Source organism: Mycobacterium sp. JS623 (genome assembly GCF_000328565.1).
Lineage (GTDB): Bacteria > Actinomycetota > Actinomycetes > Mycobacteriales > Mycobacteriaceae > Mycobacterium.
In genome coordinates, this window is sequence record NC_019966.1 from 3,347,841 (window position 1) to 3,368,991 (window position 21,151).

The following is a 21,151-nucleotide window of genomic DNA, read 5'->3' on the forward strand; positions in this document are numbered from 1 at the left end:
CTTAGCTGCGGTACAAGCCCTTCCCGGTCACCAGCGGCATATCGAGCGTCGTCCTAATGCCCGGCGCCGCGGCCACCACATCCGGAATCGCGTTCACGATCCGGCCGGCGGCGGCGAGGATGGCCGCGTAGTTGTGGTCGCCGTTGCGACTCGTTGGGCAGATGTCCATCACGTACGACGGCTCGCCGGTGATCTCGACGCGGTAGGAACCACCGGGCTGAGCGGGCTGTGCCCAATCCGGCCTCAGGTCGGGGCGCAGCCGGGTGACGTGTTCGACGACGATCACGGGCTTGCCCTCGACCATGCCCTCGATCTGGAAGCGCACTGCCGCCACGGTGCCCTTCTTGATGGTGCCGACCGCCACGTCGAAGTCCTCGGGTGCCGGTTCTTGCTCGACGCTGTCCTTGATCTCGTCGACCTCGATGCCGAGGCCCGCCGCGAGCTGCCGGATCGCGGTTCCCCACGCGATGCTCAGGATGCCCGGCTGGTAGAGCATCGGCAGGTCGCCGATCCGGTTGCCGAAGCCCATCACGTCGAACATCACCGTCGCCCCGTCGTAGGTGGCATAGTCGGCGATTTCCATGGTGCGCACCTGCTCGATGCTCTGACACGTCCCGGCGAGCGCGAACGGCAGCAGGTCGGTCGCGAATCCCGGATCGACGCCCGTCATGAAGACGGTCGAATTGCCTTCTCGCGCAGCATCTTCGATGCGCTGGATGTACTTGTGAGGGATCACCTGCCACGGATATTGCAACACGCCGAGCCCGGAACCGACGACGTCGATACCTGCGCCAAGGATCTTGCGTACGTCGGCCATCGCGTCAGGCAGCCGGGTGTCGCCCATCGCGCAGTACACAACGCAATCGGGGTTGTCCGCGATGATCGCATCGAGATCACCGGTCGCGGCGACACCCGTCGTCACGTCGAGCCCGGCGAGCTCACCGGCGTCTCGGCCTACCTTGGCGTCGGTCGACACCCAGACGCCGGTCAGATCGAAGCGGGCGTCCTCGACGAGTTGCTTGAGCGCGAGGCTGCCGCAGTTGCCGGTGCCGATGAGCGCAACTTGGATCGCCATCCTGGTTCCCTCCGGTCAGAACTGGAACAGGTTCTACTTGTAGCACGTGCGGCTTGATAGCCTGACCCGTCATGGGACGCGTGGACGGAAAAGTTGCACTCATCAGTGGCGGGGCGCAGGGAATGGGCGCAGCCGACGCGAGGGCGCTGGTCGCCGAGGGCGCCAAAGTGGTGATTGGTGACATCCTCGACGACAAGGGCAAGGCACTGGCCGACGAGATCGGCGAAGCTGCGCGCTACGTCCACCTCGACGTCACCCAGGCCGACGACTGGGAGGCCGCAGTCGCGACCGCGATCAACGAGTTCGGCAGGCTCAACGTTCTGGTCAACAACGCCGGGACGGTAGCGCTGGGTCAGATCGGCCAGTTCGACATGGCCAAATGGCAGAAGGTCATCGACGTCAACCTCACCGGGACGTTCCTCGGCATGCAGGCATCAGTCGAGGCGATGAAGGCCGACGGCGGCGGCTCAATCATCAACATCTCCTCGATCGAGGGGCTACGCGGTGCCGTCATGGTGCATCCCTACGTGGCTTCCAAGTGGGCAGTGCGCGGGCTGACCAAGTCCGCAGCGCTCGAGCTCGGCCCCCACAACATCCGGGTGAACTCGGTGCACCCCGGCTTCATCCGCACCCCGATGACAAAGCATTTCCCCGACAACATGCTGCGCATCCCGTTGGGCCGACCCGGTCAGCCCGAAGAGGTCGCGACGTTCGTCGTGTTCCTCGCGAGCGACGAGTCGCGGTATTCGACCGGAGCCGAGTTCGTCATGGACGGCGGTCTCACCAACGACGTGCCGCACAAGTAGCGCCTGCGCGTAACCCACTGATCCGACGCCGGCCAGTGGAAGACTTCAGCCATGCACGAGGTCGACCAAACCACCGAACAGATGGTGCGCAGTGTGCTCGCGTACGCCGAGAACCGGCTGCGAATGAACCCTGTGCCGCTCGACAAGGGGGTGCTGCCCGCCGACGAGCTTTACGACCGGCTCGATGGTGTGATCCGCGATCAGCCGCGCCCGCCCGACGAAGTGCTCGGCGTCTACACGTCGGTGATCGCGCCGAGCGTGATTTCCGCGGACAGCCCACGGTTCCTCGGCTTCATCCCTGCCGCCCCGACCAAGGCCGCACTGCTGTTCGACATGCTGGTGTCTTGCGCCTCGATACAAGGCATCTCGTGGCTCGAGGCGTCGGGCGCGATCGCAGCCGAGAACAGCGTGCTGCGGGTGATCGCGCATGAGGCCGGCCTCCCGACGACCTCGGGTGGTTGCTTCGTGTCCGGCGGTTCGGCGGGCAATCTATCCGCGCTGGCCGTCGCGCGCGAGACCGCCAAGAAACGCGGCGCTACCGGCAGGCTGCGCGTGGTCGTCGGCTCGGATGCGCACTCGTCGATCGTCAACACGCTTCGGCTGCTGGAGATGGACGCGCTCGTCGTCGACACCCCCGATCATCGGCTCACCGCCGCCACCGTTCGCGACGCGGTGCCCGCGGATGCGGCCAACGTCGCCGCGGTGGTCTGCACGTCGGGCACGACGAACGCGGGCATCATCGACGACCTGGCCGGGGTCGGGGCCCTCGCCCGCGAACGCGGCTGGTGGTTCCACGTCGACGGCGCCTACGGTGGCTCCGGCATCTTCGCGCCCTCGCTGAAACCGAAGTACAAAGGCCTCGAGCAGGCGGACTCGTTCATCCTCGACCCGCACAAGTGGCTGTTCACCCCATTCGACTGCTGCGCGTTGCTGTATCGAGAGCCCGAGTTGGCCCGGGCCACCCACACCCAGGACGCGTCGTACCTCGATGTCATCCATACTGCCGACCGGGAGTGGAACCCGTCGGACTACGCCTACCACCTGACCCGCCGGGCCCGCGGGCTGCCGCTGTGGTTTTCGATGGCGGTGTACGGGCTGGATGCCTATCGTCGCGCCATCGAGGTCGCGGCGACGCTCGCGAACCAGACCGCCGAGCTGATCAACGCCGCCCCGCAGCTGGAGCTGATCCGCGAGCCCGACCTCGGGGTGGTGCTGTTCCGTCGGCTGGGCTGGAAACCCGAGGACTACGACGCCTGGGCGCAGCGCCTGCACTACGACCAGGTCGCGTTCATTCCGCCCACCAAATGGGAAGGCGAAACGGTAGGCCGATTCGCCTTCCTGCACCCCGACACCACGCTAGAGCTGGTGCGGGAGGTGTTGGCGCGAACAGAGTGACAGACACGAATTCCGTTGCGCTGCTTGACTGAGCCTGCAGCCGGGGCTGCAGGTACGGTGATGCGGTGGACGGGGAGCAGATGTCGGTTGAACGGCGTCGGCACATCGTCTTAAGAATTCTGCTATCCGTGGCGCTGTTGCTGCTGCTCTGCGCGGCAGACTTCCCCGATTTCGCCAAGTCTGGGCCGCCCCCGGGACAGATCGAGCTGGCGCAGGGCTGGAGCCTGATCTCCGCCTCGAATGTGTCTGCCGACGGGGCCGCGCTGTCCACGCCCGGCTACAAGGCCGCCGGATGGCACACCATTCCGCGGATGCCGGCGACCGTGTTGCAGACGCTGCAAGACGACGGCACGTACCCAAACCTGTATTACGGCACGAATCTAGGGGCCGTCCCGCAGGACCTGTACAAGCAGGACTGGTGGTATCGCACCACATTCACGGCGCCGGCCGGTCACACCGCCTACCAGTTGGAGTTTCCCGGCATCAACTACCGCGCCGAGATCTGGTTGAACGGCCATCTCATCGCGGGCAACACCCAGATCGTCGGCATGCACACCGCACACGAACTCGACGTGTCGCGGTGGGTGAACCAGGGCGAGGCGAACGCACTGGCGGTGAAGATCACCCCGGAGCGGGCGCTGCAGGATGTCAACGGCGTCGAATTGGCCGACAGCTGGTATGACTGGATCAACTGGAACTACCTCGGCTATCAAGGGCCCGGCAAGAATCCGAACAACGGAAATTCGTTTGTGCCCGACCGCAATGCGGGCATTTGGAAGCCCGTCTACCTCAAGACGTCCGGCGCGGTGGCCCTCGGCCCGGCCACGGTCAACTCCGAATTACCGCTGCCACGAACGAATTCCGCCAAGCTGACGATCTACAGCAGCCTGCACAACGCCTCCGCACAACAGGTACGCGGTGTGTTGCGGGCAACGATCACCCGCCCCGGTAAGCCCGATCTGCAAGTCGAGCAGCCGGTTACCCTCGCCGCGGGAGAGCAGCGCGAGATCAGCTTCACCCCAGACAAGTTCGCGCAGCTGGCCGTCGACAATCCGGACCTGTGGTGGCCCTATACCATGGGCAGGCCCAACCTCTACGACCTGCATCTGGAGTTCCGGCAATTCGACCGCCAGATCGATGCCGAGCATCTTCGGTTCGGCATCCGCTCCGTTCAGCAGTTCCGCGACCAGGATGAGCAATTCCCCGAACTCGGCAAGGGCGGCAACTTCTATCTGAAGGTCAACGGCAAGGACTTCTTGGTCCGGGGCGCGGCCTACACCCCCGATCTGTTGTATGCCAACGACCCGAGCCGCGACGCCGCGATTCTGGGTTATGTAAAAGACCTCGGGCTCAACATGATTCGCCTCGAGGGCAAGTTCCCCGGCGATCACATCACCGAGATGGCCGACGAGATGGGTATCCCGTTGATGTACGGCTGGATGTGCTGCAACCAGTGGGAGAAATGGAATCAGTGGGGCGACGAGGACATCCGCGTCGCACGGGACAGCCTTCGGTCGCAGATCGAGGGGCTTCGCAGCCATCCGTCCGTGTTCATGTGGGCCAACGGCAGTGACGGCAGGGCCCCCGACGACGTCCTGGCCGAGTACCACTCGATCCTTTCAGACCTGCACTGGCAGAACGCGACCGTCGACACGGTTTCCACCTTGGCTGTCCACGATTTGGGGGAGCGCGGCTGGGACGGCATCCAGATGGCGGGCCCGTACAGCTGGCGACCACCGAGCTACTGGTTCTCCGGCCGCTATCCGGCCACCCGCGGGTCGACGGCCGAACAAGGCGACAACGAGAGTATCCCGCCCTTTGCGAGCCTGAAGAAGTTCATCCCGCCGGACAAGCTCTGGCCGATCAACGACGCCTGGTTCTTCCATGCCGGTTCCGATCCGAGAAACGCAGAGCTGACGAGTATTCGGCGCGCGGTTGACCGCAGGTACGGGCCGTCCGATGACGCCGAGGAGTTCACGCGCAAGGCGCAACTGGCGCACTACGAGTCGACCCGCGCTCAGTTCGAGGCATTCGCCGCCGGCGGCTGGGACAACCACAAGATGACGATCTACTGGATGCTCAACAATCACTGGCCGTCATTCTTCGGGCACATCTTCGACTATTACCTTCGGCCCGGCGGCGCGTACTACGGCGCGAAGAAGGGACTACGGCCGTTATCGGTTGTCTTCGACTCGTATGCAACAGGCAACCACGACCACGCCAACGTCACGGTCGTCAACCAAACCCCAAGCGAGAAAACTGGTTTGACGGTGCGGGTGCGCACCTACGACTTGCAGGGCAAGGTTCGTGACGATCGCACTGCAGGCAACGTCAACGTGCCGGCGGGGGCAGCGACGCAGGCGCTGACGCTGCCACGACTTGTCCGCGATTCGAGTGTCTACTTCGTCCGCGCTCAACTGCTCGACTCGACCGGAAAAATCTTGTCCGAGAACACCTATTGGCAGTCGCAACAGCTCGACGACGTCGGTGATCCGGGCAACGATTCAGCGTTCGAGCTCAGCCAAACGAGTTGGGCCAACATGACAGGGCTCAATTCCATGCCCCAGGTTCCGCTCGATGTCACCGCGTCGAAATCGGCTGACCCCGGCGACAATCGGGTGACCATTCGGCTACACAACCCGTCGCAGCGGGTTGCTTTCTTCGAGCGTGCAGAACTAGTTCCGACACGCGAGGGCGACGAAATCCTGCCGGTCGAATACAGCGACAACTACGTTACGGTGTTTCCCGGCGAGACCGTCGAACTGTCAGGGCAGGCCTGGACCGGCGTGACCCCGAACTGGGTGAGAGTGACGGGCTACAACACCCCGGCGCAATTGGTAGCGATCAAATAGTCCGCCGAACGTTCCTTACCGCTCGAAATTTCGACGGATTTTCGAGCGGTAAGGAACGTTCGCGCGTAGTTAGTCCACCGCGGCGAAGTTGACCGTCGCCGTCGCACCGATTTCGTCGTCGTTGGCCCGGTAAATGTCGACCTGAACCACCACGGATCGCTTGCCGGTGCGCAGGATCCGGGCTACGGCGCGCGCAGGCCCGACCTTGATGGGCCGCAAATAGCGGATGAACAAATCGGTGGTGGCAATGCGCATCCCGAATGGCGTTGCTCGCGCGGCCAGTTGGCCCGCCGTCACGTCGGCCATGGTCGCGACGAGCCCGCCTTGCAGACCGCCTGCCGTATTGACCGTTCGTTCGTCGACGGGCATCTGCATGGTCACGGTGCCGTCGGCCGACGGGACCTCCTGCAGACCCAGCTGATCGAACAGCTCGCGGAGGGACTTCGGCGCCGTCATGGAGAATGACGTTACCGGGCTGCCGTAATGTCGTTGAACGTGAGTGCACGCGCAGGAATCGTCGTCACGGGCACCGAAGTGTTGACGGGACGAGTTCAGGATCGCAACGGCCCATGGATTGCCGACCGGCTGCTGGAACTGGGCGTCGAACTGGCCCACATCACCATCTGTGGAGACCGCGAGCGTGACATCGAGGCGCAGCTGCGCTTCCTCGCCGACGAAGGTGTCGACCTGATCGTCACCAGCGGCGGCCTCGGTCCGACCGCCGACGACATGACGGTGGCCACGGTGGCGAAATTCGCCGGCCTCGAGCTGCAGCTCGATCAAGCCCTTGAAGACCGCATCACAGACATCCTCAAGCGATTGATGGCGCGTTTCGACAATGTCGATATCGACGCGGTCCGTGCCGCCAACCGCAAGCAAGCCCTGATTCCCGTCGGCGCCCATGTCATCAACCCGGTGGGCACCGCCCCCGGCGTCGTGGTGCCGGGTAAGCCGACGATCGTGGTGTTGCCCGGTCCGCCGCGCGAGTTGCAGCCGATGTGGCCGCTCGCGGTGGAAACCGATGCGGTGCAACAGGCGATCGCGGGACGGACCACGTACCGGCAAGAGATGGTGCGGATGTTCGGGCTGCCCGAGTCAGGCCTGGCCGAGACGCTGCGTGAGGCCGAGCAGAACGTCGACGGCTTCGAGCGGCTCGAGATCACCACTTGTCTGCGGCGCGGCGAGCTCGAGATCGTCACGCGCTATGAGCCCGACGCCTCAGCCGTCTACACCAAGCTGATGGAGTTGCTGCGCGAGCGGCACGGCCGGGAAATCTACTCCGAGGATGGCTCGCTGGTCGACGATCAGATCGCCCAACTGCTTTCGGGCCGACGGATCGCGACAGCCGAATCCTGTACTGGCGGAATGCTTTCCGCAAGGCTGACCGACCTGCCGGGTTCGTCGGCCTACGTCGCAGGCGGTGTCGCCGCGTATGCGAACGAGGCAAAGACCATGCTGCTCGGCGTCGCACCCGAGGTGATCGCAGAACATGGCGCGGTGTCCGAGCCGGTCGCCGAGGCGATGGCTGATGGCGCGATGAGCCGCTTCGGGGCCGATACCGCGGTCGCGATCACGGGGATCGCCGGGCCAGGAGGCGGAACCGAGGACAAGCCCGTCGGCACGGTGTGCTTCACCGTGAAACTCGCCGACGGCGCGACGGCGACCCGCACGCTGCGGTTGCCGGGCGATCGCTCCGACATCCGCGAACGGGCGACCACCGTCGCGATGCACATGTTGCGGCGCGCGCTCAGTAGTACCTGACGCTTTTTTGGGTATGCATTTGCCGCCATGACGTCAGAACAGGTTGCGCAGCAGCTCACGGCTGTCGGGGCTGGCGTGATGCGGCCGGCCGAACTCAATGCGTGCCTCGGCATCGACGGCTCCGCGTGGACGCACTTCGCGACTCACTGGGAGGATCTTGCGCCCGATCGATATGCCGCAGATTTGGGCACCCAACGGCTGCGTCGCTACGGCCACTTCGTCTTCAGTCCCGCTGACGGCGCCTTCGAGCCGACGACACACAGTGCGTTCATTCAGCCCGAGGACTCCAACCCGCTGTACGTCGGGACCGACCGGCACTTCGAGCCGCTGACCGATGCATTCGCCAAAGACCCACTGCTGCAACAAATTCTGTCGGTACTGGGCCGGCTGGCCACCGCCCTTGCCGATGCCGCTGAATGGGACGTGAAGGTGACGCCGTTTCGGGTACTGGCGACCGCAGGCGACGCGGGCCAGCCTACGCCGGAGGGGATGCACCGCGACGGGGTCACGCTCGTCACCTCGCTATTGGTCGGCAGGCGTAACGCGCTTGGCGGCGAGAGCACGGTCACGGACATGGCAGGGCGGCCGCTGCTCTCGGCCACCTTGAACGAGCCCGGCACGCTACTTTTCGGCGACGACCGAAGGACTCTGCACGGAGTGTCACCGATTCGGCCACGCGATCCCTCGCGGCCCGCGCAACGCGACGTCCTCGTGGTTACGTTCGCACCGTCAAGCTGACGAGGTCGTCGACGACGCCGGCAAGCGAGCCGCGCCGACCAAGGGAGACCCGTTGCAGGTCGGCACCGGTGCCGCGGTTGACGAGCCGATCCATGAACCCGTGCACCGTCGCGCTGTCGCCATGGCCTCGCAGTGCCGGCTCCAGGTGATCAAGGAGCCTGGCCATCTGCACCGACGTGGGCAGCACCTCGCCGGACAGCGCATCCACGCCGCAGCCGGGCCAGCCGTCTCTGGCCGCGCGCCAATACGCGGCGCGCAGCACCTCACCGTTGGGTTGGGGACCGGGATCACCGGCGAGCGCCTTGTCCGTCGAGACCGAGACCAGCGCACGGATCACCATCGCCAGCGCGACGGTGTCATCGATGTCGGCGACAATGTCCATCGAACGGACTTCCAGTGTCGGCAGTTTGGGGTTTGGCCGGATGTCCCAGAACGGTGTTGCCGCATTCAGCATCGCGCCCGAGTCGGCGATCGCCACCGCGAGTTCCTCGTGGTGTCGCAGGGATTCGGCGTACGGTGGCGGCCCGAGACACGGAAACCGGCTGCGGATCACAGCGCGCCAGTCGGCATAGCCGGTGTCATTGCCTTGGTGGAAGGGTGAATTCGCGCTCACCGCGATCAGGAGCGGCAACCAGGGCCGTAAATGATTGCTGACGCGCACGGCAAGCTCGCGGTCCGGTAGGTACACATGGACGTGCGTCGAACAGACCATGAAGTCGTCGAGCATCGCACGGTATTGCGCCGCGCCGGCGCGATACCGCGGGTGGTCGGCGACGGGGGAGAGTCCGGCTGCGACGACGGGCGTGCCAGATGCGCACAGCCGCAAGCCTTCTGCGACTGCGGACGCCGCTACGGCGCTGCGCAGCCGAGCGAGTTCGTCTCTCAGCTGACCGGCATCGGCGCACGGTGAGGTCCTGACCTCGATCTGGTTTCTGGTGAATTCTCCGCACACCTGATCGCCCAGATCCGCTTCGGCTGCCGCGACGACAGCGGCCGCCGCCGGCTGCGGGCGACCGCTGTCGGGATCGACGAGCAGGAACTCCTCCTCGACTCCGACAGTCGGAACGTCTCCAGTCATTGTTCTGTCTCCGCGCGGAAGGCGTGCTCCGCCTCGTCGCCGTGGACAGCGAACACCACCCTGTCGAGAGAACGGGGGTGGTATCCACGAACGGCGTCGACCATCAGCCGCGCGGCCTCTGCAACGGGGAAGCCACCGACGCCCGTGCCGAACGCCACGAGAGCGAGCGACCGGCATTCGAGGTCATCCGCCTTCACCAACGTCGAACGCGTCGCCTTGACGATGATCTCCGCCGATGTCGGGCCGCCGAGTTCCATCGTCGCGGCGTGGATGACGTAGTGCGCCGCCATGTCACCGGCCGTGGTCTCGACAGCATCGCCGAGACCGATCGGGGCCTTCTCGGTGGACTCGCGCTGTACCGCAGGTCCGCCCGCGCGCGAGATCGCGGCCGCGACCCCGCCGCCGTGCTTGAGCTGCGTGTTGGCCGCGTTGGCTATCGCGTCGACCTCGAGGCGGGTCACGTCGGCCTGCTGAACTTCCAGCGAGATCATCGCTGTATCGTCTCACCGATGACTACAACCGACGAGCGGCAGACGCTAGCTGAGCTCGCCGATCTCGGCGGCTGGGAACGCCGGGATGTCGATCGCACCGACTACTACGCCAAGGGCATCGTCCGGGTTCAGGTGCTGTGGCACGGCACCGAAGCGATCAGCGGCGGCTCGCTGTACCACGACGACATCCTCACCGCGTACTCGCGCGATCTGGCCACCGTCAGGAGCTGGATCAAACGCTGATCAGCTGAGCGCGGCCTTCGCCTCCGCGAGGTTGTCGGCCGCCAGCACCAGTCGGGTGTTCGTCGCCAGGTACGCCGTGGTCAGGTTGACCTTGGCATCGCCGAGTTTGCGCGCCACCTCACCGAGCGCGCCGGGCCGATCCTCCACATCAAGCACGATAACTTCCTGCTCGGCGGCAATTTTGATGCCGGCATCAGCCAGCGCCTCGAACGCGGATGTCGCATCGGCCACTAAAATGTGCACCTCGGCCTGCCCACCGCCGGTGGTCAGCGCGCATAGGCCTCCGATGTTGGTCCCGGCCTTGCCGAGCACGTCGCCGACTCTGGCCAATTCGCCAGGCTGATCATCGAGGTAGAGCGTCAAATCGGTCGCCATGATGAGCGCTCCTTCCGTGCAATCCCAACGGTATCGGCTAGGCGCGAAATTCGGATGCGCTCGGACGACGGTTTATGGCACCGTCGAATTCTGTGCTCGCTTCCGACACCTCGACATCCGTGGAAATCCGTTCCGCCACCGACGCCGACTGGCCGGCGATCTCGTTGTTGGATGCCACCAGTTTCGGCAGATTCGGGCATCCCGAGTCCTTGACGGCATGGCGGTCGCTGATGCCGCCCGAGGGCACCGTCCTTGCATGCGATGGCGGCGACATCGTCGGCATGGCGCACTACCTCGATATGCAACTGACCGTGCCCGGCGGCGCGGTCCTGCCGATGGCGGGCATCACGATCGTCGGTGTCGCGCCGACCCACCGCCGCCGCGGCATCCTGCGCGCGATGTACACCGAGCTGCACAACCGCATTGCCGACGCGCACTATCCCGTCGCGGGCCTGACCGCCAGCGAGGGCGGGATCTACGGCCGCTTCGGATACGGGCCCGCAACCATCGAGCAGGAGTTCACTGTTGACCGGCGCTTCGCCCGTTTCCGTGACGACGCTCCCGATCCCGGCGGTGTCCGGTTGATCAAGCCCGCCGACCGCCGCGACGAACTCGAACGGGTCTACGAGCAGTGGCGCCAGCGCACACCGGGCGGCCTCGTCCGCCCTGCCGCGCTGTGGGATGAGCTGCTGGCCGATCGCGAGTCGGACCGCCGCGGCGGCTCCGAGTGGTACGCGCTCCTGCACCCGGACGGCTACGTGTTGTATCGGGTGTTCGGCGATCACCCGATGTTCGTGCGGGTCGGCGAAATCATCGCGGCGACGCCCGACGCCCGAATCGCCTTGTGCCGTGCGCTTTTCGGGCTCGACCTGATGGAAACGGTCCACGTCGGTACGCACGTCGGCGACCCGTTGCCGTACCAGTTGACGGATCATCGGGTTGCCCGTCTGACCCACCAGGAAGACGACTTGTGGCTGCGGATCATGGACATCCCCACGACTCTCGAAGCGCGCGCCTATGAAGCGGATGTCTCCACAGTGATCGAGGTGTCCGATGGATTCCGCAGTGACGGCGGCCGATTCGCACTCGAGGTCAACGACGGCCGCGCCCGCTGCACACCCACGAGCGCGGAGCCCGACATTCGGATGGACCTCGACGTCCTCGGCAGCCTGTACCTGGGCGTACATAAGGCATCGTCGTTTGCCGCCGCCAACCGGTTACACACGAATGAAGTCAGCCTCATCAAGGGACTGGACGCAGCGTTTATGACCGACGGGCCAGCGGTCCTTGGTTACGGTTTCTGAGCCGCTCACCTTTGGTCGATGTGGTCCCACAGCGCGAGCATCGAGCCAAGGATTTCCTCGGCCCGACCTAGACCGGCCAGGTGGCTTTCGCCGGGCAGGTGGGTCAACTGCGCGTCGGGCAGCCGGGACACCACGTGCTGGCCATGCTCGAATGGGACGATGTGGTCGCGGTCGCCGTGCCACCACCGCACCGGCACTTTGATCTCGTCGAGCCGGAAACCCCAGTCGCGTGAGAACACCACGACGTCGGCGAATGGCGCGGCGAGTTGCTTGCGGCTGCCGTTGAGCAGGTCGTCGAGGAACATCGCCTTGAACTCGGGGCGGACCAGGAGCCTGCGGTCGGCCTCCGGCGAAATCCTGGCGTAGGCATATAGCGCCGGCTCACCGATGGGCCGGATGAGCTTGATCAGTTGGCTGGCGATCAACCGCAGCGGCGCACCCGCGATTTGGATCACCGGCGCCACCGCCGAGATCAGTGTCGACACGCCACCACCGATCCCGTCCGCGCCCCGAACCGGCGCCACACCGCCCAGCACGCCTGCGGCCACCACCCGGTCGGGCATCGCCGCCGCGCACGCCAAGGTGTAGGGGCCGCCGCCGGAGAGCCCGATCACTTCGAACCTGCCGATGCCCAATGTGTCGGCGATGGTGCGTAAGTCCTCGGCGAACGCGAACACTGTGTCGTACTGATACGGCGTGGACGAACCGATGCCAGGGCGGTCGACCCCGATCAGCCTGATCTGTCGTTGCTCGGCGTAGACGCGGGCCTCCACCGGGATCTGCCTGCGGGCGCCCGGGGTGCCGTGCAGCCAGAACACCGCGCGGCCCTGCGGGTCGCCGAACTCGGCGAACCCGATCTGACGGTCATCGCCGACGGCGATGGTGCCTTCCAGCTTCGGACGGGCGATTGCGACAGCCATGCCGAAAGTGTCTCACTGCGCCGATCGGAGCAAATACGACCCCACCGTCGTGACGCGGTCTCCGTTGCCCTCGTCGTACATCACTGTGCGCACGGCAACCGTTCCGTCGACTCCGCGCATCGGTTCGGTTTCGACTCGGAATGGCCCCGTCTTACCGCGCGCCATGAACATCACGTGCGACGACAAGCCCTGGATGCGATCGGTGCCCGCGACGGCGGCCGCGGCATCGACGGCAGCGGTTTCGAGGATGACGAACTGCGGGCCGATGTGCAGTGCGGCATCGGGCGAAGCCACCTCGACGGCGAGTTCGGGCAGCGCCCATCGGCCGTCGGGGCGGCGATGCCCTCCGAAGACCTGCCATAGCGGCGGCAGGTCGGGGGAGTCGACCACGTCGAGCGGATTGGTCTCCATCTTCTCGAGGCCGTCGGGCGGCGTGCCGATGCTGATGCCCTGGCCCTGGGTCAGCGCCAGCACGCGGTCGGGTCGGTCGGCGTCGACGATCTTCGTCCTGCTGTAGCCCATCTGCCGGCCGCGCTTGAGGTCCTCCGACACCATCTCGATGCGGCGCACGTCGACGCCGGGATCCAGGATCTGGCAAGAATGGACGACGGGGTTCGGCACGGCTTCGAGGTCGGACATGTGGCCGCCCTCGGGCGACGCGATGCCCAGCACGGCAAGCAGCAGTCCGCCCGCGCCGCTGCGCATATCGCGGCGGATGGTCACGGTGTTGTCTTCCGGGCCGAGATCCATCGACGCGTGGCTGCGGCCGATGTAGCGGTAGCTCAGCAACCCACCCCATCGCCGACGCAGTTCGTCGGCGTATGCCTCGGGCGAATCGGTCAGCTCTCGGATGTCGCGCACCATGCAGCGACATTACATACGTGGCCGCCGTTGTAACCATGGCATCGCGGTTTCCAGCTGGGCGGCGAGCTGAAGCAGGATCGTCTCGTCGGGGGCCATCAGCTGCACCCCGATCGGCAAGCCGTCCGAGGTGGCCCCGAGCGGTAGCGAGATCGCCGCCCAGCCAGTCACATTCGCCAACGACGTCCAGCCGGTGGTGGCGAACTCGACGTCGAAGAACGCCCGCGTGGTGCCACGCGGCTGATCCAGCAGCGCGTAGGGCGGCGGCGATGTCAGCAGCGTGGGCACGAGCAGCACGTCGTGACCACTCATCCCGGCGGCGAAGCGACGCGTCTGCGCGTGCACCGCACCGATGGCGTCGGCGTACGCGAGGCCCGTCGTCGTGAAGCCCTCGCGGACCATCACCCAGGTGCTTGCCTCGAACTCGTCCTCATGCGGTTCGCGTCCGAGGTGTGCGGTCGCCAGCGCGTGCAGTTGGACATTGCTGACGTTGTGCAGCACGGCGATCGCTTCGGCGACGACGTCGGCGTCGACGGCGGGCGCGCCCGGCTCGACGATGTGCCCGAGCCCCTCGAGCACCGCGCCTGCGCGCTCGACGGCGTCGACGACGTCGGGGTCGGTAACGGGCCCGGGAAAGGGCGACGATGTCGCGATCACGATGCGCGTGGCTGCGGGCTGCTGCGTGATCGCTTGCAGGAACGGCACTTTCGGGGCGGGAGCGTTGTACGGGTCGCCGGGCGCCGAACCCGCGACGGCGTCGAGCAGCGCAGCGCTGTCGCGCACGGTGCGGGTCAGCGCGTGCTCGTTGACCAATCCCTCCAGCCCGTGGCCGGCGCCAGGTGCGAAGGAAGTACGACCGCGGCGCGGCTTGAGACCGACGAGCCCACAACACGATGCCGGCACGCGGATCGACCCGGTGCCGTCACCGCCCGAGGCCGCGGGGACCACCCCTGCCGCCACCGCAGCAGCCGACCCACCACTCGAGCCGCCGGGCGTGATCGACGGCGACCACGGGTTCACCGTGCGACCGAACAGCGAAGGCTCGGTCGTGCAGTGGTTGCCCCATTCGGGGGTGTTGGTCTTGCCGAACACGACGAGTCCGGCCGCGAGGTACCGATCGACGATCCACGCCGACTCAGCCGCCACGTGGGTGCGCAGTGCGCGTGAGCCCATCGCCTCGGGCGCGCCGGCTAGCGACGCGCCAAGATCCTTGAGCAGGAAAGGAACTCCCGCGAGTGGGCCAGACGCAGTCAAAGTCGCTGCCTGCTCACGGCCGCGATCCAACAGGTCCGTGATGACGGCGTTCAGAAAGCGGGTGGCCTCGAGGCGCACGATCGCCGCCTCGAGCAATTCCGTGGCGGTGACTTCACCCGAGGCGACCAACTCGGCCTGGCCTATGGCGTCAACCTCGGCGAGTGCGAAAGCATCGGTGGTGTTCATTGGGACGGATCATTCAACGCCATGAATTGCACGGCAACTCGAGGCAGCCGATGTCTTTTCGGGCCCGGTCGAGTCGTTATGGGTACACAGACGCGAAAGGACGACTCATGAAGCAATCACTGGACAGGCAGTTCACCGCAAAACTGCTCAAGAGCGAGAACAAGGGCGGCTGGACCTACGTGGTCATGCCGGATTCTGCCGCCTTCTTCGGCACCCGCGGCCTGGTCAAGGTTCGTGGCACCGTCGACGGACAGCCGTTCGCCAGCTCGTTCATGGCGCTCGGCGACGGCACCCACAAACTGCCGGTGAAGACCGACCTGCGTCAGCGCATCGGCAAGCAACCGGGCGACGAGGTGACCGTGCACCTCTGCGAACGCATCCGCTGAGTGATACTGCCGTTCGCGGACCCGGCCGTTGGCTTCGCCGTACATCGAACGGGTGTGGCGGGACCGCAGCGACGGTGGCGGCCTGTTCGTATCCGTCGCTGCGGGCCACCTCGAACTCGTCGTCACGCGGCTCGCAGACTTCACCATGGTCACGGCGCGCGGGCCCGAGACGAGGGCGACGACCATCGACTGCCCACCCCGTGGCGAGTGGGAGGCGATCCGATTCCGGCTCGGGGTGCACATGCCGTCGCTGTCGACCGGCGTGCTACTCGATCACCGCGCCATGAATCTGCCGGTGTCGGATGACGGGTCATTCGAGCTGCACGGTTTTCGGTGGCCGCTGCCGGACGTCGAGAACGCGGAACGCTATGTGCACAAGCTCGTTCGGCGCGGGGTGCTCAGACGGGACCCGGTGGTGGAGACCGCGATCCGCGGCGATGCACAACCGTTGACGAATCGTTCGGTGCTTAGGTCGTTGCGATGAGGCCCTCGAGTTCTATCGCGGCGCCATCGGTGCTGAGGCCCTTCACCGGTGTTCGCCCGCTTCGAAGACAGGGTCGGTCATGTCGAGCTGCGCATCGGCGACACGGCCGTGTTGGCCTCTGACGGACAGGGTGACGGTCAGCCGGAATTCAGTGGATTTTCGTTGTCTCTCAGCGCATCCGATGACGCAGAGGCCGAGCGCCTGTTCGCAGCGCTGGCCGATGGGGGCACCGTGCAGGTGCCGATGGCAGCAACGCCGTTTGCGTCGCGCCTTGGCCTCGTCGCCGACAAGTTCGGCGTGCCGTGCCTGGTCGTCTCACAGAATGGGGCGGCGGGGTGACCTTCCCATTTCGTAACCCGCGGGGAACGACATCTCGATGACCCGAAGCTGGTCATTGGCCTTTGATTCCAGTTCCAGGACGACGCAGCCGCCGCCGAGGACCTTGGACTCCAGAACGATGTAATGCTGACCGCCACCGTTGACGTCGGTGACGTGTTCCCCCGAGCGCAGTGCCTCGACAGGCACCAGCTCAGGGGCCTTTAAATGGTGTGGTTCCACGCTGGCAACGGTAGGCGACGACGCCCAGCCGGCGGGCTGATTTGGCCCGACACGCCCTATCCGACCGCCATGGCGTAACCGACGCCTCCCAGCCCGACGGCCACTCCGCAGAACACCAACGTGCCAACCGCAAACGGCCATGCCGGCTTGCGCCGATAAAGCTGAATCACCGTCAGCACCAGGCCGACGGTCCCGAGCGCGACCGCGGCGAGCAGCGCTGTCCCGACGGCGGTGGCGGCGCCCTCGGCGCTACAGGTTTCCGGCGGGCAGTAATCCAGAAAGGCGAGCGAGAACAGCCCCATGACCGCGGCGACCATCCCGAAAGCCATGGTGAGGATCAGCGCGCCAATCGATACCCACAAGTCGGTGGTCGCGATGGGCGGTTTCCGCTGCGGTGGCGGCGGATAGCTGGGGTTCGCCATGCCAGGCGATGTTAGTGGTTATTGCCTGTTTCGCCGTTTCTCGCCGATTGCAGTGTCGGATCAACCATCATGGCGCAATCGACTGTGGGGGCGGATATGCAAAGCACAATGCAGGATTTCCCGTTGACAATCACGGGCATCCTTCGTCATGGCACGGGGTGGTACTCGAGTCGGCGGGTCACCACCGCGACTGGCGACGGCTACCGCGATATCAGTTACGGGGAGCTTGGCACCCGGGTATCGCAGCTGGCTCATGGCCTGCGCCAACTCGGCGTGGGCGACGGCGATCGCGTCGCGACCTTCATGTGGAACAACCAGGAGCACCTCGAGGCCTACTTTGCCGCGCCGTGCATGGGCGCGGTGTTGCATACCTTGAACGTCAGGCTTGCTGGGGAGCAGATAGCGTTCATCGCCAACCAGGCCGAGGATCGCGTTGTGCTGGTCGACATGTCGGCGGCTGCGCTGCTGGCGCCCGTACTGCCGGAGTTGGTGTCGGTGCATACGGTAGTGGTCGTCGGCGATGGCGATGTGGCGCAGCTGGAAGCGTCGGGCAAGCACGTGATCCAATACGACGATCTCTTGAGCGGACAACCGCTCGACTACAGTTGGCCCGATCTAGACGAAAGAAGCGCTGCCGCAATGTGTTACACCAGCGGCACGACCGGAAACCCGAAAGGCGTGGTTTACAGTCACCGGTCGAGCTACCTGCACTCGATGTCGGTGTGCATGGGCAATGGTTTCGGCCTGCGTGACGGTGACCGTGTGCTGCCAGTCGCGAACATGTTCCACGCGAATGCGTGGGGCCAGCCGTATGCGGCCGTGATGGCGGGCGCCGACTTGCTGATGCCAAACCGGTTCATGCAGGCCGCCGCACTGGTCGACATGATCGAAGCGCGGCGTCCTACCGTGGCCGCCGCGGTGCCGACGATCTGGAACGACGTGTTGCAATACCTGCAAGCGAATCCCGGTCGTGACATCTCGTCGCTGCGGCTGGTGGCCTGCGGTGGCTCGGCGGTACCGCTCGGGATGATGAAGGAATACGAGCAGAATTACGGCGTGCACATCCGCCAGGCCTGGGGCATGACGGAGACCTCGCCGCTGGCCGCGCTTGCGGCTCCGCCGCCGGAGGTGACCGGGGCCGACCACTGGCTGTTGCGTGCCACCGCGGGCCGGGTGGTCGCCGGGGTCGAAGTTCGCCTCGTCGACGACGCGGGTGCCGTGCTTCCCAACGACGGTAAAGCGGTGGGAGAGGTAGAAATTCGCGGGCCGTGGATCACCGGCTCGTACTATCAGAACGCCGACCCGTCGAAGTTCGACAACGGCTGGCTCCGCACGGGGGATGTCGGCCGGATCGACCCGCAGGGCTTCATCACGCTGACCGACCGCGCCAAGGACGTCATCAAGTCTGGCGGCGAATGGATTTCGTCGGTCGAGTTGGAGCTGTTGCTCATGGATCATCCCGCGGTACTCGAGGCCGCCGTGGTGGCGGTGCCCGACGATCGCTGGCAGGAAAGACCGTTGGCGGCGGTCGTCGTCAAGACGGATGCCACTGTTACGGCAGCCGAACTGCGAAAGCATCTGTGCGACAAGGTTGCCCGGTTCTGGCTACCCGAGCGCTGGACGTTCATAGACGAAGTGCCGAAAACGAGCGTAGGCAAATTCGACAAGAAGGTCATCCGGTCGCAATACGCCGACGGCGCGTTCGATGTCGTCGAGTGCCGGGACTGAGACCAGTCAGCGGCCCGCGGCCATCGCCCACCGGATACCGCCGACGACTACCCGCCCGGCCATCCGGATGACGGTGGCCTCGACCGGAGGAAAATAGGGCAGCAGCAACGGCATCCGCGCCCACGGCGGCAACATCGACACCGATGCGGCTGCCAGCAGGCCGTACGGCGCGCGCGCGGCGATCGGCAGTGGGGGAGTCAACAGCAGGAAGCGGGCGGCGTCACGCGCGGCCGCGGTGCCGGACAACTCGGGCCGAAACGCCTCTATCCGTTCGCGTAGTTCCTTCTCCGACATCGGCGGGTCCGCAACACCGAGCGCCGTTGCCACGCGGGCGGTATCGGCCACATACCCGTCGCGCCCGCTCTGGTCGAGGGGATGCGCGCCGTAAAGCCGGTGGGCCAGAAGGAAGCTGTCGACCTCGGCCACATGCACCCATTCGAGCAGGTGTGGATCGGACGCGCGATAAGGCCTGCCATCGGGCGCGGTCCCATGGACACGTTGATGGATGCCGCGCACCCGGTCGACCGCACGCTGCGCGTCGGCGGCCGGACCGAAGGTCGTCACCGCCAGGAACGTACTGGTGCGCTGCAGGCGGCCCCACGGATCTCCGCGGTAGTCGGAATGTTGAGCGACACCCGCCATCGCGAGCGGATGCAGCGACTGCAGGAGCAGCGCGCGCAGGCCGCCGACGAACATCGAGGCGTCGGCGTGCACTCGGCGGATCGGACGGTCTTCGTCGAACCACCGCGCCCCCGGCGTCTGGTGAATGCGCGCTCGGTTGGCTGGCCCATCGGGACCGGCAACCATGCCGAACAGGCTGCGGCCCAGGGTCTGGCGCACGACACCTAAATCGGGCAACACCGTCATGTGATCGACGGTACGCGAACGGTTCTGCGATTTCGCCGTCGCAACAAGCGTTAATTACTAATGTCGGGGACACCGGACACTGACTATGGGGGGCGCAATGAAGCGTCAGCGAATTCTCAACGTTGTCGCGGCAGCGGTGGTGGCGGTGCCGACGGCTTTGACAGTCGGAACCGGGATGTCGGGGGCCGACGGCCCGACCGGCGCAGGGGAGACAGCCGGTGGCGGAACCTTCGTCGCATTCACCCAGATCTTCAGGCGATGCGACTTCAGTACCAAGACACACGTCGGGCCGACCGGATATGCGGGATCGACCGCCGTGGTGCGCACGACGGGCACCGAGGTGATCGCCGACGTGCAGGTCATGAGGGCGATCCCGGGCACGGTTTACGTGGTGGGGTTGGTCGAGATGCCGCACTCATCGGCGGTTGGTTGCAACCCCGGCGATCCCGGCGTGATCTCTGGCGTGGTCACGGCCGATGACTTCGGCAACGGCAGCACGACTCTTCGCGGACCGATTGCGCCTGGCGCCACGGGCGCGTGGATGTACGTCAGTCGACCCGGCTATTTGTCGCAGACACCCGATGAGTTCTATACGTCCGACTTCATCGTGCCGATTTAAAGTCGTGCCCTCGGTAATCGATCATCGGCTCCTGCCTGAGTACTCTGCCCGCTGCGGTGATGCGCAACCCGGCGGGTGAAATCGAGTAGGTGACGCTCGCGTTCTGCGCAACGAACTCGCGCGTCGCGGTCGTACGGGCGGTCTTGAGTACCGCGTCGTCGCTGAGCCGCACCCCCCGGTAGCCGTAGCGACCGTCGTGGTCGCCACAGATCACCACGAGGGAACCCTGCGTTCGCCCGATCGCGACGGCGGTTTGGTTTCCATCACCTCGTGCCTCGGTGTTGATTAAGCCCCTGTCGTCGACCGCGAACGGGGCGGGCGATGCGACTGGAGGGCTGGGCGGTTCGGCGGGCGGCTCAGGTGGGCGGGTCGCGGCTGGTGCCGAAGGGGAAGGCGGTCGGCGGCGAAATCGACTCGGGGGATGCCCACTTCACCACCGCGCCGACCGAGACGATCAGCGTCGCGAGCAGGAGAGCCGATCCGCCGAGCGCCAGGTGCCTGCGTAGCAGAAGTCGAGCGGGGGAAGGCTGCTTTCGTTGTCGGCCGCGGGTTTGGGAAGGTCGCGTCACATACCCCGAGCTGGTGACGAAGGGCGCTCCCGTCATGCAACTTCGTGCACTGGTTGTGCGGAACATTCTGCACGACAACGGTTGTAGGAAAAGCCATGGCCACCCATCCCGCAGTGAGCGCGAATCTTGTTGAATCACTGCGTGATTTGCCAGCTACGCGTTGACGCCGCGAAAGTTTG

General features: G+C 65.8%; 25 protein-coding genes. 12 read left to right on the forward strand and 13 right to left on the reverse strand.

The window, feature by feature from the left end; all coding sequences use genetic code 11:
• Position 1: 1 nt before the first annotated feature.
• Positions 2–1,075 (reverse strand): NAD(P)H-dependent amine dehydrogenase family protein, encoded by a 1,074-nt coding sequence (locus MYCSM_RS16475; RefSeq protein WP_015307298.1) that lies wholly within the window; start codon positions 1,073–1,075, stop codon positions 2–4.
• A gap of 71 nt (positions 1,076–1,146) precedes the next feature.
• On the opposite strand from MYCSM_RS16475, the gene MYCSM_RS16480 reads away from it, so the two are divergent.
• From MYCSM_RS16480 to MYCSM_RS16490, 3 genes are all read left to right on the forward strand, one after another.
• Entirely contained in the window at positions 1,147–1,881 is a 735-nt protein-coding gene (locus MYCSM_RS16480) for a glucose 1-dehydrogenase (protein ID WP_015307299.1), read from the forward strand.
• A gap of 51 nt (positions 1,882–1,932) precedes the next feature.
• Positions 1,933–3,276: a pyridoxal phosphate-dependent decarboxylase family protein gene (locus MYCSM_RS16485; RefSeq protein ID WP_015307300.1), complete on the forward strand. Its 1,344-nt coding sequence runs from the start codon at positions 1,933–1,935 to the stop codon at positions 3,274–3,276.
• An 80-nt stretch (positions 3,277–3,356) separates the two neighbouring features.
• A complete protein-coding gene (locus MYCSM_RS16490) occupies positions 3,357–6,128 on the forward strand; it encodes a glycosyl hydrolase 2 galactose-binding domain-containing protein (RefSeq protein WP_015307301.1) in 2,772 nt (923 codons plus the stop codon).
• A 69-nt stretch (positions 6,129–6,197) separates the two neighbouring features.
• Here MYCSM_RS16490 and MYCSM_RS16495 read toward each other — a convergent pair whose 3' ends face one another.
• On the reverse strand, positions 6,198–6,584 hold the full coding sequence (locus MYCSM_RS16495; protein ID WP_015307302.1) for a PaaI family thioesterase: 387 nt from the start codon (positions 6,582–6,584) through the stop codon (positions 6,198–6,200).
• A 39-nt stretch (positions 6,585–6,623) separates the two neighbouring features.
• Between MYCSM_RS16495 and MYCSM_RS16500 the strand changes: the two genes are divergently transcribed.
• A complete protein-coding gene (locus tag MYCSM_RS16500) occupies positions 6,624–7,889 on the forward strand; it encodes a competence/damage-inducible protein A (RefSeq protein WP_041314181.1) in 1,266 nt (421 codons plus the stop codon).
• Positions 7,890–7,916: 27 nt separating this feature from the next.
• Positions 7,917–8,627, forward strand: a complete 711-nt coding sequence (locus MYCSM_RS16505) for a 2OG-Fe dioxygenase family protein (protein WP_015307304.1) — start codon at positions 7,917–7,919, stop codon at positions 8,625–8,627.
• Here the strand turns inward: MYCSM_RS16505 and MYCSM_RS16510 are convergent.
• Together MYCSM_RS16510 and MYCSM_RS16515 are read right to left on the reverse strand one after the other, a co-directional pair.
• Positions 8,605–9,705, reverse strand: coding sequence for a carboxylate-amine ligase (locus MYCSM_RS16510; RefSeq protein ID WP_015307305.1), 1,101 nt, complete (start codon positions 9,703–9,705; stop codon positions 8,605–8,607). The two genes, MYCSM_RS16505 and MYCSM_RS16510, sit on opposite strands and share 23 nt — an antisense overlap.
• A complete protein-coding gene (locus MYCSM_RS16515) occupies positions 9,702–10,196 on the reverse strand; it encodes a macro domain-containing protein (protein ID WP_015307306.1) in 495 nt (164 codons plus the stop codon). The genes MYCSM_RS16510 and MYCSM_RS16515 overlap by 4 nt, the downstream gene beginning before the upstream one ends.
• Positions 10,197–10,214: 18 nt before the next feature.
• On the opposite strand from MYCSM_RS16515, the gene MYCSM_RS16520 reads away from it, so the two are divergent.
• On the forward strand, positions 10,215–10,439 hold the full coding sequence (locus tag MYCSM_RS16520; RefSeq protein WP_015307307.1) for a hypothetical protein: 225 nt from the start codon (positions 10,215–10,217) through the stop codon (positions 10,437–10,439).
• On the opposite strand, the gene MYCSM_RS16525 is transcribed toward MYCSM_RS16520, so the two are convergent.
• A complete protein-coding gene (locus MYCSM_RS16525) occupies positions 10,440–10,814 on the reverse strand; it encodes an ACT domain-containing protein (RefSeq protein WP_015307308.1) in 375 nt (124 codons plus the stop codon). It lies immediately after the preceding gene.
• Between the two features lie 74 nt (positions 10,815–10,888).
• On the opposite strand from MYCSM_RS16525, the gene MYCSM_RS16530 reads away from it, so the two are divergent.
• Entirely contained in the window at positions 10,889–12,118 is a 1,230-nt protein-coding gene (locus MYCSM_RS16530) for an enhanced intracellular survival protein Eis (RefSeq protein WP_015307309.1), read from the forward strand.
• A 5-nt stretch (positions 12,119–12,123) separates the two neighbouring features.
• On the opposite strand, the gene MYCSM_RS16535 is transcribed toward MYCSM_RS16530, so the two are convergent.
• From MYCSM_RS16535 to MYCSM_RS16545, 3 genes are read right to left on the reverse strand one after another with little or no spacing between them, the layout of a single operon-like run.
• On the reverse strand, positions 12,124–13,038 hold the full coding sequence (locus MYCSM_RS16535) for an alpha/beta fold hydrolase (protein WP_015307310.1): 915 nt from the start codon (positions 13,036–13,038) through the stop codon (positions 12,124–12,126).
• A gap of 12 nt (positions 13,039–13,050) precedes the next feature.
• The gene (locus MYCSM_RS16540) at positions 13,051–13,902 is read right to left on the reverse strand and encodes a hypothetical protein (protein ID WP_015307311.1); all 852 of its coding nucleotides are present in this window, start codon (positions 13,900–13,902) and stop codon (positions 13,051–13,053) included.
• A 9-nt stretch (positions 13,903–13,911) separates the two neighbouring features.
• A complete protein-coding gene (locus tag MYCSM_RS16545) occupies positions 13,912–15,339 on the reverse strand; it encodes an amidase (RefSeq protein ID WP_015307312.1) in 1,428 nt (475 codons plus the stop codon).
• 107 nt (positions 15,340–15,446) lie between these two features.
• Here MYCSM_RS16545 and MYCSM_RS16550 point away from each other — a divergent pair, with 107 nt between their 5' ends.
• From MYCSM_RS16550 to MYCSM_RS16560, 3 genes are read left to right on the forward strand one after another with little or no spacing between them, the layout of a single operon-like run.
• The gene (locus MYCSM_RS16550) at positions 15,447–15,725 is read left to right on the forward strand and encodes a DUF1905 domain-containing protein (RefSeq protein ID WP_015307313.1); all 279 of its coding nucleotides are present in this window, start codon (positions 15,447–15,449) and stop codon (positions 15,723–15,725) included.
• Positions 15,726–15,753: 28 nt separating this feature from the next.
• Positions 15,754–16,209, forward strand: a complete 456-nt coding sequence (locus MYCSM_RS16555) for a hypothetical protein (RefSeq protein WP_015307314.1) — start codon at positions 15,754–15,756, stop codon at positions 16,207–16,209.
• Positions 16,210–16,257: 48 nt separating this feature from the next.
• Positions 16,258–16,548, forward strand: a complete 291-nt coding sequence (locus MYCSM_RS16560) for a VOC family protein (protein WP_051073760.1) — start codon at positions 16,258–16,260, stop codon at positions 16,546–16,548.
• Here the strand turns inward: MYCSM_RS16560 and MYCSM_RS16565 are convergent.
• On the reverse strand, positions 16,525–16,767 hold the full coding sequence (locus MYCSM_RS16565) for a hypothetical protein (RefSeq protein WP_198344942.1): 243 nt from the start codon (positions 16,765–16,767) through the stop codon (positions 16,525–16,527). The genes MYCSM_RS16560 and MYCSM_RS16565 overlap by 24 nt on opposite strands.
• A gap of 56 nt (positions 16,768–16,823) precedes the next feature.
• Positions 16,824–17,189: a hypothetical protein gene (locus tag MYCSM_RS16570; RefSeq protein WP_015307316.1), complete on the reverse strand. Its 366-nt coding sequence runs from the start codon at positions 17,187–17,189 to the stop codon at positions 16,824–16,826.
• A gap of 96 nt (positions 17,190–17,285) precedes the next feature.
• On the opposite strand from MYCSM_RS16570, the gene MYCSM_RS16575 reads away from it, so the two are divergent.
• Positions 17,286–18,917 carry a fatty acid--CoA ligase gene (locus MYCSM_RS16575; RefSeq protein ID WP_015307317.1) on the forward strand — a complete coding sequence of 544 codons (1,632 nt, stop codon included), beginning with the start codon at positions 17,286–17,288 and terminating at the stop codon, positions 18,915–18,917.
• 6 nt (positions 18,918–18,923) lie between these two features.
• On the opposite strand, the gene MYCSM_RS16580 is transcribed toward MYCSM_RS16575, so the two are convergent.
• Positions 18,924–19,784: an oxygenase MpaB family protein gene (locus tag MYCSM_RS16580; RefSeq protein ID WP_015307318.1), complete on the reverse strand. Its 861-nt coding sequence runs from the start codon at positions 19,782–19,784 to the stop codon at positions 18,924–18,926.
• Positions 19,785–19,881: 97 nt separating this feature from the next.
• Here MYCSM_RS16580 and MYCSM_RS16585 point away from each other — a divergent pair, with 97 nt between their 5' ends.
• Positions 19,882–20,403 (forward strand): hypothetical protein, encoded by a 522-nt coding sequence (locus MYCSM_RS16585; RefSeq protein ID WP_041312210.1) that lies wholly within the window; start codon positions 19,882–19,884, stop codon positions 20,401–20,403.
• On the opposite strand, the gene MYCSM_RS16590 is transcribed toward MYCSM_RS16585, so the two are convergent.
• Positions 20,387–20,620 (reverse strand): hypothetical protein, encoded by a 234-nt coding sequence (locus MYCSM_RS16590; RefSeq protein ID WP_051073761.1) that lies wholly within the window; start codon positions 20,618–20,620, stop codon positions 20,387–20,389. The genes MYCSM_RS16585 and MYCSM_RS16590 overlap by 17 nt on opposite strands.
• A gap of 139 nt (positions 20,621–20,759) precedes the next feature.
• Entirely contained in the window at positions 20,760–21,008 is a 249-nt protein-coding gene (locus MYCSM_RS37205) for a hypothetical protein (RefSeq protein WP_015307320.1), read from the reverse strand.
• Positions 21,009–21,151 lie beyond the last annotated feature (143 nt).

What these genes read in the sequence shown, in the direction of transcription:
- MYCSM_RS16475 (WP_015307298.1), bottom strand. Translation starts at nt 1,075, where the DNA reads ATGGCGATCCAAGTTGCGCTCATCGGCACCGGCAACTGCGGCAGCCTC.
- MYCSM_RS16480 (WP_015307299.1), top strand. Translation starts at nt 1,147, where the DNA reads ATGGGACGCGTGGACGGAAAAGTTGCACTCATCAGTGGCGGGGCGCAG.
- MYCSM_RS16485 (WP_015307300.1), top strand. Translation starts at nt 1,933, where the DNA reads ATGCACGAGGTCGACCAAACCACCGAACAGATGGTGCGCAGTGTGCTC.
- MYCSM_RS16490 (WP_015307301.1), top strand. Translation starts at nt 3,357, where the DNA reads ATGTCGGTTGAACGGCGTCGGCACATCGTCTTAAGAATTCTGCTATCC.
- MYCSM_RS16495 (WP_015307302.1), bottom strand. Translation starts at nt 6,584, where the DNA reads ATGACGGCGCCGAAGTCCCTCCGCGAGCTGTTCGATCAGCTGGGTCTG.
- MYCSM_RS16505 (WP_015307304.1), top strand. Translation starts at nt 7,917, where the DNA reads ATGACGTCAGAACAGGTTGCGCAGCAGCTCACGGCTGTCGGGGCTGGC.
- MYCSM_RS16510 (WP_015307305.1), bottom strand. Translation starts at nt 9,705, where the DNA reads ATGACTGGAGACGTTCCGACTGTCGGAGTCGAGGAGGAGTTCCTGCTC.
- MYCSM_RS16515 (WP_015307306.1), bottom strand. Translation starts at nt 10,196, where the DNA reads ATGATCTCGCTGGAAGTTCAGCAGGCCGACGTGACCCGCCTCGAGGTC.
- MYCSM_RS16520 (WP_015307307.1), top strand. Translation starts at nt 10,215, where the DNA reads ATGACTACAACCGACGAGCGGCAGACGCTAGCTGAGCTCGCCGATCTC.
- MYCSM_RS16525 (WP_015307308.1), bottom strand. Translation starts at nt 10,814, where the DNA reads ATGGCGACCGATTTGACGCTCTACCTCGATGATCAGCCTGGCGAATTG.
- MYCSM_RS16530 (WP_015307309.1), top strand. Translation starts at nt 10,889, where the DNA reads ATGGCACCGTCGAATTCTGTGCTCGCTTCCGACACCTCGACATCCGTG.
- MYCSM_RS16535 (WP_015307310.1), bottom strand. Translation starts at nt 13,038, where the DNA reads ATGGCTGTCGCAATCGCCCGTCCGAAGCTGGAAGGCACCATCGCCGTC.
- MYCSM_RS16540 (WP_015307311.1), bottom strand. Translation starts at nt 13,902, where the DNA reads ATGGTGCGCGACATCCGAGAGCTGACCGATTCGCCCGAGGCATACGCC.
- MYCSM_RS16545 (WP_015307312.1), bottom strand. Translation starts at nt 15,339, where the DNA reads ATGAACACCACCGATGCTTTCGCACTCGCCGAGGTTGACGCCATAGGC.
- MYCSM_RS16550 (WP_015307313.1), top strand. Translation starts at nt 15,447, where the DNA reads ATGAAGCAATCACTGGACAGGCAGTTCACCGCAAAACTGCTCAAGAGC.
- MYCSM_RS16570 (WP_015307316.1), bottom strand. Translation starts at nt 17,189, where the DNA reads ATGGCGAACCCCAGCTATCCGCCGCCACCGCAGCGGAAACCGCCCATC.
- MYCSM_RS16575 (WP_015307317.1), top strand. Translation starts at nt 17,286, where the DNA reads ATGCAAAGCACAATGCAGGATTTCCCGTTGACAATCACGGGCATCCTT.
- MYCSM_RS16580 (WP_015307318.1), bottom strand. Translation starts at nt 19,784, where the DNA reads ATGACGGTGTTGCCCGATTTAGGTGTCGTGCGCCAGACCCTGGGCCGC.
- MYCSM_RS16585 (WP_041312210.1), top strand. Translation starts at nt 19,882, where the DNA reads ATGAAGCGTCAGCGAATTCTCAACGTTGTCGCGGCAGCGGTGGTGGCG.
- MYCSM_RS37205 (WP_015307320.1), bottom strand. Translation starts at nt 21,008, where the DNA reads ATGACGGGAGCGCCCTTCGTCACCAGCTCGGGGTATGTGACGCGACCT.